Genomic DNA, 12,397 nt, shown 5'->3' with positions numbered 1-12,397 from the left:
CCGTTTGGCAATCGTTGGTCATGGCTTGCGCCGATTGACGAAGTAGAACGCGGTTACGAGCACCACCGACAGCGCCAGGAATACCGTGGCGATCGCATTGATTTCCGGGCTCGTTTCGCGCCGCAACTGGCCGAGCATGTAGGTGGGCAGCGTATCCTGGCCGCCGGACTTGACGAATTCGGTGATGACCACATCGTCGAGCGAAATGACGAAGGCGAGCATGAAGCCCGCGATGATGGCCGGCCTCAAGAGCGGCAGCGTCACGAAACGGAAGGCTTTCCAGGGCGTGGCGTATAGGTCGGCGGCTGCGCGCTCCAGCGTCAGGTCCATGCTGTCCAGCCGCGCCCGGATCGGCAGGTAAGCGAACGGGATGCAGAAGGCGGTGTGCGCGGCGATCAAGTAACCGAGTCCTGAGTAACCCGTCCAGACCTTGATGCGCGAGAACACGATCAGGAGCGCGACGCCGGTGACTATCTCCGGCACCATCAGCGGCTGGTTGATGAAGGCGTATTTGAAGGTAAGGCCGGGATAGGGCCGCGTGCGGGTCGTGGCCAGAGCAGCCATGGTGGCGGCGATCGTCGACAGCGCCGCGGCCGAGACCGCCAGCACGAGCGAGCGGACGGAGGCGTCCTGCACAGCCGAATTGTGCCAGGCCGAAATAAACCAGCGCAGTGAGACGCCATCCCAGCGCGAAAGCGAATCCGCCGTGTTGAACGAATAGGTGACGAGCGCCGCGATCGGCAGATAGAGCGCGAAGAAGGTCAGAAGCGCCATGAACCCGAAGCCGGGTTGCGCCTGGATGTCGAACGGACGCTTAGCCATGGGCGCCCTCCGACCCGGATGCGTTGCGCACGTAGAACAGGAGCGCGATCATCACCAGCACCATGAGCGTAATTGAGATGGCCGCGCCAAGCGGCCAGTTACGGCCCGCGCCGAACTGCAGTTCGATCAGGTTGCCGAGCATCATGTTCTTGCCGCCGCCCAGCACCCGCGGAATGACATAGGCGCCAAGCGAGGGAATGAAGACCAGTATCGAGCCGGCTATGACGCCGGGCTTGATCAACGGGAAGATGATGCGGCGCAGAACCTGCCAGCGACCGGCGTAGAGGTCATATCCGGCCTCGACCAGCCGGAAGTCGAGCTTCTCCATCGAGGCGTAGATCGGCAGCACCATCAGAGGTAGGTAGATATAGATCATGCCGAGCAAGATGGCGGCGTCGGTATTCATGATCTGCAGCGGTTGCTTGATGATGCCGAGCGCCATCAGCGCCGTGTTGACCAGCCCTTCGTTGCGGATCACCTGCTGCATGGCGAAGGTGCGGATCAGGAGATTCGTCCAGAACGGAATGGTGACGAGGAAAACCCAGACCTCGCGCGTCTTCGGCGGTCGCGTGGCGATGAAATAGGCTGTGGGGAAGCCGAAGAACAACGTCAGCACGGTGGTGTAGAACGACAGGCTTATCGAACGCCAGAAGATCGACAAATGCGCATCGGCGAAGGCCAGAGTGTCGTCGAAGATGTCGCGCTGCATCAGCACCGACAGCCAGCCATCGGTGGAGAATTTCCACACCACGCCGCCATAGGGCCCCGGCGTCAGGAAGGAATAGATCACGACGATCAGCAGCGGGCCGGTCGCCGCCAGAAAGATGATGATCAGTGCCGGCGCCGACAGCAGCCACCGATCGCGGATATCTCTGCGTTCGGCTTCCTTGGCGACTTCTTCCGCGCTCGCCATCAGTCCCTCAGCACTTGTGCGGCATCGTTGCCGATCGAAATGCCGACCTTGTCTCCCCGCTCGAAACCGCAGCCTGCGCTGCGCGTGTTCTGCTGGCGCACAGTGAAGGCCTCGCTGCTGTCCAGGCGAACATGGATGTGCGTGTCGGTGCCGAAATAGACGATGTTTTCGACGGTGCCCGACAGGTCGCCCTTGCCGCTGGTCAGCTTGGCATGTTCCGGCCTGACCACCACGGTGGCGTTGTCCTTCGGCTGAAAGCCCTCAGCCACGGTGGCCTCGATCGTCGCGCCGGATTTGAGCGTCGCGCGTGCCTTGCCATTGCCGATATCGGCAATGGCAGCGGTCAGGAAATTGCTTTCGCCGATGAAGTCGGCAACGAAACGCTCCGCCGGCTTGTCGTAGATGTCCCAGGGCGTTCCGACCTGCAGGATCTTGCCCGACGACATCACTGCGATACGGTCCGACATCGTCAGCGCCTCTTCCTGGTCGTGGGTGACGAAGATGAAGGTGATGCCGGTCTCGTGCTGCAGCCGTTTCAGCTCGATCTGCATCTCCTTGCGCAGCTTGTAGTCGAGCGCCGACAACGGCTCGTCGAGCAACAGCACTTTCGGCTGCGGCGCCAGTGCCCGCGCCAGCGCCACGCGCTGCTGCTGGCCGCCGGAGATCTGGCTGGTGCGGCGGCCGCTCAGCGCCTCCATCTTGACCAGCTTCAGCATCTCGGCGACGCGCGCCTTGATCTCGGCCTTCGGCTTGCCGAGCATCTCCAGGCCGAAGCCGATATTTTCGGCCACCGTCATGTGCGGAAACAGCGCGTAGGACTGGAACACGGTGTTGACCGGCCGCTTGAACGGCGGCAGCGACGCGATGTCCTGGCCATGCAGCAGTATCTCGCCGGCGCTCGGGAAATCGAATCCGGCGATCAGCCGAAGCAGCGTCGTCTTTCCGCAGCCGGAGGGCCCGAGCAGCGTGAAGAACTCATTTTCGCGGATCGACACCGAAACCGTGTCGAGAGCGGCGACCTGTGACTCCCCGGTACCGAATACCTTGCGGACGCCACGAACGTCAATTGCACTTCTACCCGGCTGTTCCGGCACGATTACCCCATTCTTATGTCCGCTCTTCCTGGCGGATCCGGTTCCCACTCGATTGTCAGCACACGGCGCGCAGCTTGGCAAGCATACATCTGAATCCCGGTTCAGAACGCAATTCCCGTGCCACGCTCAGGCCTGATAGGTGACCTTGCCGCCACAGATGGTCGTCACCGGCCGCACCCTATGCAGGGCGTCAGGCGCGGTGGCCTCGATATCGGCGGAAAGCACCACCAGATCGGCGAGATAGCCTGACTTCAGGCGGCCCTTGCGATGTTCTGTGAATTCCGCATAGGCGCCCTCGACCGTGTAGCCGGCGAGCGCTTCATGCAGCGAAAAACTCTGGTCGGGATCGCCTTCTGCCCAAGGTTTGCGCAAGATTGCCGCCTGCATGCCCAGGATCGGATCGATCGGCGACACCGGCCAGTCCGAGGCGAAGACGACGCGCGCGCCGGCATTCTTCAGCGTCCGCCAGGCATAGCTCAACGGCCAGCGCGCGGGCCCGATGCGCGACACGGTCGGCTCCAGGGGAAAGTCCATGGCGCCGGGCGGATGTGGCGGCTGCATCGACGCAATGACGCCGAGTTCGGCGAAACGCGGCACGTCGGCAGCGGTAATGACTTCGATGTGCTCGATTCGATGCCTGCTGTCGCGCCCGCCATTTTTCGTGATCGCTGCTTCGTAGCCGTCGAGCACGGCGCGCACCGCGCCGTCACCGATCGCGTGCACCGCGATCTGCAACCCACGCCTGTCGACCGCCACGGCGAGTTCGGCGAACTGCTGCGGCGTAAATAGCGGCTCGCCCACCCAATCCGGCCGATCCGCATAGGGTTCGACCATGACAGCCGTCCATGAATCGAGCACGCCGTCATAGAACACCTTGACCATGCCCGACGACAGCCATTCGCCCTGATAGCGTTCGGTCATGAGCGACGCCTTGTCGAGCATGTCATGCGTCATGAAGTTCTTGTAGTGGAACGGCACCTTGACGCGGCAGGGCAGGCCTTCCTCGGCTTCGATCTCGGCAAGCAGTTCGAGTTGGTAAAGATTGCCGTCCATGTTCTGGATCGACGTGATGCCGTGACGCGCGCACCAGGCGAGCCCGCGCCGCATGATGTCGCGATCGGCGGCACGCTCGGCCGGCGTCGGCAAGGGGTCCGGCTCGCCTCCGGTCGCCAACCCCAGCCGGACCCGGCTTTCGCCGGCAAGATCGAGCACCGGGCCGAACGCCTCGCCTTCGCGCAATTCGCCTTCGGCCAGCCCATCGGCGCCCATGACGATCTCGTTGCCGGGACCGAGCACACGCCCCTGCAGGATGCCGGCCATCTCCAGCGCCTTGGTGTTGGCCCACATCGTGTGATGGTCGGGCGCCGCCATGCAGAAGGGCCGATCTGGCAAGATGGCGTCGAGATGATGGCGCGTCACGCGTTCGGCGCCGAGCACGGTATAGTCGACGCCTTGCCCGACCAGCATTCTTGCGTCGGGCCGGAATTGCGCATAGGCGCGGATCGCCTTTTGCAGCGCGTCGAAACCGGCAACGCCGGCGAGTTGCAGATGGGCGAGTTCAGCCGCGCCCGAAAACAGATGCATATGCGCTTCGATGAAGCCCGGCACGACCGAGCCACCCTGCGCATCGACAATCCTGGTGGAGGGGTCCGTCAGGGCCTCGATCGTCTTGCGCTCGCCGACCGCGAGGATCACGCCACCGCCGATTGCAACCGCCTCAGCCACCGGGTCGTCCTCATCCATGGTCAAAACGCGGCCATTGATGACGATCAGATCGGCGGTTGAACTCATGATTGCCTGCGGGTTGACTGCAATTCCGGCACGCTAGACGACCAGCCACCGTGCCAGCAAGCCATAGCCGCTTGGCCCAGCGACTTGTGAAAGATGGCGCCACATGGTTACGGTCGCTCCGCCTCGCCACGGAAGGATTTTCATGAAGACTGTTTTTTCGCCGCTTCACGCCGGCCACGCCGGCAATGTGGAACTGATTTCGGGCGCCATCGTGCCCGCCTTCGAAAAGCCGTCGCGCGCCGAGTTCATCAAGGCCCGCGTGGAAAGCGAAAAGCTCGGCCCGATCCTGCCACCAGAGAGCCACGATCTGGCTGCCGCGAAAAAGGTGCATACGGGCGATTACATCGATTTCCTGCCGACGGTGTGGCCGCTCTGGGAAGCATCGGGCCGGACCGGTTCGGCGATGCCCTTCACCTGGCCGACGCGCGGCCTGCGCGGTGACGTGCGCCCGAAAACCATCGACGCACAACTTGGCTTCTACTCCTTCGACGGCGGCGCCACTTTCGTCAAAGGCACATGGGACGCGATCAAGTCTTCCTATGACGTGGCGCTGACGGCGGCGGCCCTGGTCAAGGCCGGCGAGCCGTCGGCCTTCGCGCTGTGCCGTCCGCCAGGACACCATGCAGGTGCGGCCTTCATGGGCGGCTATTGCTTCATCAACAATGCCGCCGTCGTTGCGCAATGGTTTCGCGACCAGGGCGCCAGGCGTGTCTCGATCCTCGATGTCGACTACCATCACGGCAACGGCACGCAGGAGATCTTCTATAGCCGCGGCGACATCCAGGTCATCAACCTGCATGCCGATCCGATGACCGAATATCCATTCTTCCTCGGCCATGCCGATGAGCGCGGCGCCGGCCCCGGCGAAGGCTTCAACCTCAACTATCCCATGCCGTTCGGCACCTCATGGGATGGCTGGAACACCTCGCTGGAAGATGGCTGTGCCAAGCTGACCGCTTACGCACCCGATGTCGTTATCGTCTCGCTCGGCGTCGACACCTTCGAGAAGGACCCGATCAGCCAGTTCAAGCTGAAAAGCGCCGACTACCCCAGGATCGGCCGCCGCATCGCCAGGCTCGGCCTGCCGACGCTGTTCGTCATGGAGGGCGGCTATGCCGTCGAGGAGATCGGCATCAACGCCGTCGGTGTGCTCACCGGCTTCGAGGATCGGTAGGAAAGAAACCCGCCGGCTCACGATCAGCCTTTCGGTCAGCGGGGAATCCACAAGAACCCGCTGTATTAAATCGCGTTTGAAGTCGGATTCGTCTGCGGTTAGATTGTACCCGAATCAGCCGTTCCTAGGGGGGCGCGGCGACCACCCAAAGTCTTACGCTCCGGAGCCATTCCGGGGCCGGATGCGGATAGCTTCGCGTTCCCTGGAAGGGTCCGATTGGACGCGGTCCCCGTGTCTTTGCGTGTGCCTTCGTGAAAGTGATGCGTATTCGGGTCCGGCCGCTGGCGATGCCAGCAGCCGGGCATCAGGAATTGCGGCAACTCAGCCTGACGCGATAACTCTCAACGGAACGATAGAGCGCCAACAATGTATCAATTCTCCCACGCCGACCTCCCGATCGGCTCCGTGGCCGAAGTAAGGAACCGCGAAAGGCAGCTTCTCACCCGCTCGATCGACATGCTGTCGGCGGCGGCGCTCGCCGGCCACGGCTCGACGCAAGCGATCGAGGCGCTGCATTTCACCAACAGCGTCTGGACAACCTTCGTCGAGGACCTCGGCTCCAGCGACAATGCCTTGCCCAGGGAATTGCGTGCCAACCTCATTTCCATCGGCCTGTGGCTGCTGCGTGAGGCCGAGGATATCAGCCAGGGCCGCACGGACAATTTCGAAGGGCTGATCGAAGTGTCGGCGATCATCAGGGACGGCATTCAATAACCGGCTGAGGCTGCCCGGCAAACGTCGAGGTTGCGGCTGGACAAGTTCCAGTCAGACCGCTCCGGCCTCCGCTATCCTGTTGTTGGACCATCATCTTTTTCGAGAATGCGTTCGCCCTTTGCGATGTGATGTTCTACTTTGACGGGACGGTGTGAGAGGACCGATTCACCGGAAGAAGCGCATTTTGAAGTCGGGAAGGCATTTATGATCGACGACGAGCCGGACAGCGAACGCGTCTCGGCGCTGGCGCCGTTCCGGCACGGGATCTTCCGCGCCGTCTGGTCCGCCAGCCTGGTCTCGAATTTCGGCGGCCTGATCCAGGGCGTCGGCGCCGCCTGGATGATGACGACGATTGCCACTTCGTCCTATCAGGTCGCGCTCGTCCAGGCCTCGACCACTTTGCCGATCATGCTGTTCGCGCTTGTCGCCGGCGCCATCGCCGACAGTTTCAACCGGCGCAAGGTCATGCTGGTTGCCCAGACCTTCATGCTGGTCGTCTCGGTGCTGCTGACGGTCTTCACCTATCTTGGCCTGATGACGCCGTGGACGCTGCTTGCCTTCACCTTCCTGATCGACAGCGGTACGGCGCTCAACAATCCGTCCTGGCAGGCTTCGGTCGGCGACATGGTGCCGCGCAACAAGCTGCCGGCGGCCGTCGCGCTCAACTCGCTCGGCTTCAACCTGACGCGCAGCGTCGGCCCGGCGATCGGCGGCATCATCGTCGCCGCCGCCGGTGCGGCCGCGGCCTTTGCCGCGAACGCTTTGAGCTATGTCGGCCTCATCGTCGTGCTTGCCCGCTGGAAGCCGGAACTGCCGGTCTCGACCTTGCCGCGTGAGAGTTTGGGGGCAGCGATGGGTGCCGGCCTGCGCTACGTCGCCATGTCGCCCAACATCGGCAAGGTTCTGGTCAGGGGTTCGGCGTTCGGTTTCAGCGCCGGCGCGGTCCTGGCGCTGCTGCCGCTGGTGGCGCGCGACGTCGTCAAGGGCGATGCCTTGACCTACGGCATCATGCTCGGCGCTTTCGGCATCGGCGCGGTCGGCGGCGCGCTGATCAGCGTCCGGCTGCGCCAGCTCCTGTCCAGCGAGACGATGGTGCGCATGGCATTCGCCGGTTTCGCGCTCTGCGCCTTCAATGCCGCCATCAGTGACCATGCCTGGCAGACGTCGCTCGGGCTGCTCGTCGGCGGCGCCTGCTGGGTACTCGCGCTGTCGCATTTCAACGTCACGGTGCAGATGTCGACGCCGCGCTGGGTGGTCGGCCGGGTGCTCTCGGTCTATCAGACGGCGACCTTCGGCGGCATCGCGCTCGGCAGCTGGATCTGGGGCGTCGTCGCCGATACGCATGGTGCCGAAACCGCGCTGATCGCGGCAAGCGTGGCGATGCTGGCGGGCGGCGCCATCGGCCTGCTTTTGCCGCTGCCGCAGCACGCTGTGCTCAATCTCGATCCGCTCAACCGCTTCAAGGAGCCGCACCTGGGGCTCGACCTCAAGCCGCGCAGCGGCCCTATCGCCATCATGATCGAGTACATCATCCGCGAGGAGGACGTAGCGGAATTCCTCGCCACCATGGCTGAACGCGGCCGCATCCGCCGCAGGGATGGCGCCCGCAACTGGACGCTCGCGCGGGACTTGGAAAATCCATCCGTATGGATCGAGCACTACCACACGCCGACATGGCTCGAATATATTCGCCACAACAAGCGGGCGACCCATGCCGACGCCGTCGTCGGCGAGCGCATACGGGCACTGCACAGCGGTGACGAGCCGCCCCGCGTCCGTCGCATGATCGAGCGCCCGACGACCGCCGGCACAGCCCTGGTAATGCCGAAAGGCCCGATCGAGCATTAATGCATGTCGCGCAAAAGTGTGAAGCGGTTTTGCGGTAACGACATGCATAAAACAAGAACCTAAAGTGCGTCGCATGAGGCCGGTCGAACGCGACGCGCTTTAGAGACTGGCGGTGCGTTCAGCTGGACGAGCAAATGGCGCTTCGGCCGAAGTTCTCCGACGCCGGCCCGAGAGCCGGTATCGACGTTCATAAATTTGACGGGACATAGCCTCTATGGGACACAATGACTGATCCGGAGGACTGGCAGGGTGCGCTCGCGGCGGCGCCGGTCAGTCCTGGTTCATTTGAGATTGAATTTCGGCGCCTGGCCTAATCCGCGAATGCACGAACAGGATGGCCATTACGAAGAGACGCTCTATAACGGTTGATCTGATTATCACCACCAAGGGGAGACGATGCGTTACATACGTCCGCTTTCAATAGAAGATGCCGCCGGCCTGCTGGCCGGGTCGACCGGCACGGCCGCCATACTTGCCGGAGGCAGCGACCTCCTGGTGAGAATGAAAGGCGGCTTTATCGAACCTGACCTGATCGTCGACATCAAGGCGATCGAGGGCTTGAGCGAAATCCGGGAAACGTCGGAAGGTTTCAGCATAGGTGCTGCGGTCCCCTGCGCCGTGCTGGGCGAGAGCAAGGCCCTCAAGAAGGCTTGGCCCGGCGTCGTCGAAGCCGCGAACCTGATCGGCTCGAAGCAGGTGCAGGGACGCTGCACCATCGTCGGCAACCTGTGCAACGCCTCGCCGGCCGCCGACAGCGTGCCGGCGCTGGTGGCCGCCGGCGCCAGGGCGGTGGTCGTCGGTCCGGCAGGCAGGCGTACGATTGCCGTGGAGAGCGTTCCGACCGGGCCGGGCAAGACGTCGCTGGCCAAGGGCGAGATCATCGAGGCGATTCTGCTCGACAAGCGTCATCCGCATTCGGGCGATGCGTATCTGCGTTTCATTCCGCGCACGGAGATGGATATAGCGGTGGTGAGCGCCGGCGTGAACCTGACGCTCGATGAGCAAGGACGTGTCAAATCGGCCCGCCTGGCACTGGGCGCGGTGGCGCCAACAGTGATTCTGGTCGAGGAGGCTGCGGAGGTTCTCAATGGCTCCAAGCTGGACGAAGCGACGCTGGAGAGGCTCGCCAAGGTCTGCTCGGGGGCCTGCCGCCCCATCGACGACAAGCGGGGCACCGTCGAATTCAGAAGGAAAGTTGCGGGTGTGCTGGCCAAGCGGGCCGCCATCACCGCCTATAAGCGTGCAGGAGGCAAATGATGGCCGGTGTAGCAGTTTCAACGACAATCAACGGCGACAATTTCGAGTACCTTTGCCAGCCCGATGAGACGTTGCTCGACGTCCTGCGCGATCGCCTGGGACTGACGGGCGCCAAGGAAGGCTGCGGCACCGGCGACTGCGGCGCCTGCAGCATCATCCTCGACGACCGGCTGGTGTGCTCGTGCCTGGTGCTTGGCGCCGAGGCCGAGGGCCGGCGCGTCGAGACCATCGAGGGCATGGCGCATGGCGACACGCTGCATCCGTTGCAGCAGAAATTCCTCGAGCACGCAGCCCTGCAATGCGGCATCTGCACGCCGGGCTTCCTGATCGCGGCCAAGGATCTATTGGCCAAGAACCCGGATCCGACCGAGGAGGAAATCCGCTTCGGCCTCGCCGGGAACCTTTGCCGCTGCACCGGCTATGACAAGATCGTGCGCGCCGTCCAGGACGCCGCCAGCGTGATGAAGGGAGCATGACGATGAATTTCGATCCACGTTACTCCGGACGCAGTTTCACCTCTGTCGGCACGCGTCCCATCCGTCCCGACGGCGTCGACAAGGTGACGGGCCGCGCACGCTATGGCGCCGACTTCAACATGGCCGGGCAGCTGGTCGGCCGCGTGCTCCGAAGCCCGCACGCCCACGCCAAGATCAGGAAGATCGACACATCGAAGGCGGAGAAGCTCGCCGGCGTGAAGGCGGTGATCACCGCGGCCGACCTGCCCGACCTCACCGACGGCGATGCCGCCATGTACGACATCCTCGACAACTGCATGGCGCGCACAAAGGCGCTTTATGACGGCCATGCCGTGGCCGCGGTCGCCGCTGTCGACGCCCGCACCGCCAAGCAAGCGCTAAAGCTTATCGAGGTCGACTATGAGGTGCTGCCGCATGTGACCGATGTCGACGAGGCGATGAAGCACACGGCGCCCTTGCTCAACGATGCTATCTTCACCGAGGGGCTTGAGGAAAAGCCCGTCAAACCTTCCAACGTCACCAAGCGCACGCAATTTGGCCATGGCGACATCCATGAAGGTTTCGGCCAGGCCGATTTCGTCGTCGAACGCTCGTTCAAGACCGAGCAGACGCATCAGGGCTATATCGAGCCGCACGCCTGCGTGGCCAATGTCAGCTCCGACGGCACCGCTGACCTCTGGGTCTGCACGCAAGGTCATTTCGTCTATCGCCAGCATTGCGCCCAACTGCTTGGCATGGAAGCCTCCAAGCTGCGCGTCACCTCCTCCGAGATCGGCGGCGGCTTTGGCGGCAAGACCCATGTCTGGGCCGAGCCGGTGGCGCTGGCGCTGTCGCGCAAGGCCGGCCGCCCGGTCAAGCTGGTGATGACGCGAGACGAGGTGTTCCGCGCCTCCGGCCCGACCAGCGCCACCTCGATCGACGTCAGGATCGGCGCCCGCAAGGACGGCACCATCACCGCCGCCGAGGCGACGCTGCGCTATTCCTGCGGCCCCTATGCCGGCATGTGGGCCGAGATCGGCGCCATGACGGCCTTTGCCTGCTACAAGCTCGAGAACGTCAAGACGGTCGGCTACGAAGTGCTGGTCAACCGGCCGAAGACCGCGGCCTATCGCGCGCCGTCGGCGCCGATGGCGGCGTTTGCGGTGGAAAGCGCGGTCGACGAGCTGGCCAAGGAAATCGGCATGGACCCGGTCGATTTCCGGATCAGAAACGCCGCGCAGGAAGGCACCAGATCGTCCTACGGCCCGGTCTACGGCCCGATCGGCATCGGCCCGACGCTTGAGGCGGTGAAGAGCCACCCGCACATGAAGGCGCCGCTCGGCAAGAACCAGGGCCGTGGCATGGCCTGCGGCTTCTGGTTCAACTTCGGCGGCCAGACTTGCACCGATCTCAACATCGGCATGGACGGCTCGGTCTCGCTCGCCGTTGGCACCGTCGATGTGGGTGGTTCACGCGCGTCGCTGTCGCTGGTGGCGGCGGAGGAACTCGGCATCGCATATGAGCATGTCAAGGCGGTGGTCGCCGATACGTCCAGCCTCGGCTACAATGACATGACGGACGGCAGCCGCGGCACCTTCTCGTCCTCCATGGCGACGATCTCGGCCGCCCGCAACGCCATCAAGATCCTGCGCGAGCGCGCCGCGCAGACGTGGGACATCCCGGTCGAGGACGTGGTCTGGGAAAAGGGCCACGCCATTGCCAAAGGCGAGAAGTACGGCAACCTCGCAGCGCTGTCCCTAAGGGAGATCGCGGCCGCCTCGGGCAAGACGGGCGGCCCCATCGCCGGCCACAGCGAGCTCGTCGCCGACGGCGCCGGCGTCTCCTTCGCCACCCATATCTGCGATATCGAGGTGGATCCCGAGACCGGCTCCACCAGGGTGCTGCGCTACACGGTCGTGCAGGACGCCGGCAAGGCGGTGCACCCGACCTATGTCGAGGGACAGTACCAGGGCGGCGCCGCGCAAGGCATCGGCTGGGCGCTCAACGAGGAGTATATCTACGGCAAGGACGGGCGCCTGCAGAACTCCGGCTTTCTCGACTACCGCATCCCGGTGTGCTCGGACCTGCCGATGATCGACACGCAGATCCTCGAGATCCCCAATCCCAACCACCCCTACGGGGTGCGCGGCGTCGGCGAGACCTCGATCGTGCCGCCGCTGGCGGCGATCGCCAATGCGGTGTCGAACGCGGTCGGCGTGCGGATGACACATATCCCGATGTCGCCGCCGCGGATTCTCGCGGCGCTGGAGGCGGAACGCTAGAGCATGATACCGAAAAGTGCGCAGCGGTTGTCGGATAAACATCATGC

The 12,397-nt window shown here is 63.8% G+C and carries 10 protein-coding genes; 6 read left to right on the top strand and 4 right to left on the bottom strand.

Features of this window, described 5'->3' with window-relative positions:
- Window positions 1–18: 18 nt before the first annotated feature.
- The 4 genes from C9427_RS13260 to C9427_RS13245 form a co-directional block, all read right to left on the bottom strand.
- A complete protein-coding gene (locus C9427_RS13260; RefSeq protein ID WP_107649612.1) occupies window positions 19–822 on the bottom strand; it encodes an ABC transporter permease in 804 nt (267 codons plus the stop codon).
- Complete coding sequence (locus C9427_RS13255) at window positions 815–1,735, bottom strand: ABC transporter permease (RefSeq protein ID WP_107649611.1); 921 nt, start codon at window positions 1,733–1,735, stop codon at window positions 815–817. The genes C9427_RS13260 and C9427_RS13255 overlap by 8 nt, the downstream gene beginning before the upstream one ends.
- A complete protein-coding gene (locus C9427_RS13250) occupies window positions 1,735–2,829 on the bottom strand; it encodes an ABC transporter ATP-binding protein (RefSeq protein ID WP_107649610.1) in 1,095 nt (364 codons plus the stop codon). Before C9427_RS13250 ends, C9427_RS13255 begins: the two co-directional genes overlap by 1 nt.
- Window positions 2,830–2,955: 126 nt before the next feature.
- Window positions 2,956–4,620: an amidohydrolase gene (locus C9427_RS13245; protein WP_107649609.1), complete on the bottom strand. Its 1,665-nt coding sequence runs from the start codon at window positions 4,618–4,620 to the stop codon at window positions 2,956–2,958.
- Window positions 4,621–4,762: 142 nt separating this feature from the next.
- Between C9427_RS13245 and C9427_RS13240 the strand changes: the two genes are divergently transcribed.
- From C9427_RS13240 to C9427_RS13215, 6 genes are all read left to right on the top strand, one after another.
- The gene (locus C9427_RS13240; protein WP_107649608.1) at window positions 4,763–5,794 is read left to right on the top strand and encodes a histone deacetylase family protein; all 1,032 of its coding nucleotides are present in this window, start codon (window positions 4,763–4,765) and stop codon (window positions 5,792–5,794) included.
- A 366-nt stretch (window positions 5,795–6,160) separates the two neighbouring features.
- The gene (gene flaF, locus C9427_RS13235) at window positions 6,161–6,508 is read left to right on the top strand and encodes a flagellar biosynthesis regulator FlaF (RefSeq protein ID WP_107649607.1); all 348 of its coding nucleotides are present in this window, start codon (window positions 6,161–6,163) and stop codon (window positions 6,506–6,508) included.
- Between the two features lie 204 nt (window positions 6,509–6,712).
- Window positions 6,713–8,356 (top strand): MFS transporter, encoded by a 1,644-nt coding sequence (locus C9427_RS13230; protein WP_107649606.1) that lies wholly within the window; start codon window positions 6,713–6,715, stop codon window positions 8,354–8,356.
- A 396-nt stretch (window positions 8,357–8,752) separates the two neighbouring features.
- Window positions 8,753–9,613, top strand: a complete 861-nt coding sequence (locus C9427_RS13225; protein WP_107649605.1) for an FAD binding domain-containing protein — start codon at window positions 8,753–8,755, stop codon at window positions 9,611–9,613.
- Window positions 9,613–10,089, top strand: coding sequence for a (2Fe-2S)-binding protein (locus C9427_RS13220; RefSeq protein WP_107649604.1), 477 nt, complete (start codon window positions 9,613–9,615; stop codon window positions 10,087–10,089). The genes C9427_RS13225 and C9427_RS13220 overlap by 1 nt, the downstream gene beginning before the upstream one ends.
- 2 nt (window positions 10,090–10,091) lie before the next feature.
- Window positions 10,092–12,350 carry a xanthine dehydrogenase family protein molybdopterin-binding subunit gene (locus C9427_RS13215; RefSeq protein ID WP_107649658.1) on the top strand — a complete coding sequence of 753 codons (2,259 nt, stop codon included), beginning with the start codon at window positions 10,092–10,094 and terminating at the stop codon, window positions 12,348–12,350.
- Window positions 12,351–12,397: the final 47 nt, after the last annotated feature.

Origin of the sequence: Mesorhizobium helmanticense, assembly GCF_003034915.1 — a bacterium.
GTDB lineage: Bacteria > Pseudomonadota > Alphaproteobacteria > Rhizobiales > Rhizobiaceae > Mesorhizobium > Mesorhizobium helmanticense.
The sequence above is the reverse complement of the archived record's forward strand: the minus strand, read 5'-3'. Positions and strand labels throughout refer to the sequence as shown.

What these genes read in the sequence shown, in the direction of transcription:
- C9427_RS13260 (WP_107649612.1), bottom strand. Translation starts at nt 822, where the DNA reads ATGGCTAAGCGTCCGTTCGACATCCAGGCGCAACCCGGCTTCGGGTTC.
- C9427_RS13255 (WP_107649611.1), bottom strand. Translation starts at nt 1,735, where the DNA reads ATGGCGAGCGCGGAAGAAGTCGCCAAGGAAGCCGAACGCAGAGATATC.
- C9427_RS13245 (WP_107649609.1), bottom strand. Translation starts at nt 4,620, where the DNA reads ATGAGTTCAACCGCCGATCTGATCGTCATCAATGGCCGCGTTTTGACC.
- C9427_RS13240 (WP_107649608.1), top strand. Translation starts at nt 4,763, where the DNA reads ATGAAGACTGTTTTTTCGCCGCTTCACGCCGGCCACGCCGGCAATGTG.
- flaF (WP_107649607.1), top strand. Translation starts at nt 6,161, where the DNA reads ATGTATCAATTCTCCCACGCCGACCTCCCGATCGGCTCCGTGGCCGAA.
- C9427_RS13230 (WP_107649606.1), top strand. Translation starts at nt 6,713, where the DNA reads ATGATCGACGACGAGCCGGACAGCGAACGCGTCTCGGCGCTGGCGCCG.
- C9427_RS13225 (WP_107649605.1), top strand. Translation starts at nt 8,753, where the DNA reads ATGCGTTACATACGTCCGCTTTCAATAGAAGATGCCGCCGGCCTGCTG.
- C9427_RS13220 (WP_107649604.1), top strand. Translation starts at nt 9,613, where the DNA reads ATGGCCGGTGTAGCAGTTTCAACGACAATCAACGGCGACAATTTCGAG.
- C9427_RS13215 (WP_107649658.1), top strand. Translation starts at nt 10,092, where the DNA reads ATGAATTTCGATCCACGTTACTCCGGACGCAGTTTCACCTCTGTCGGC.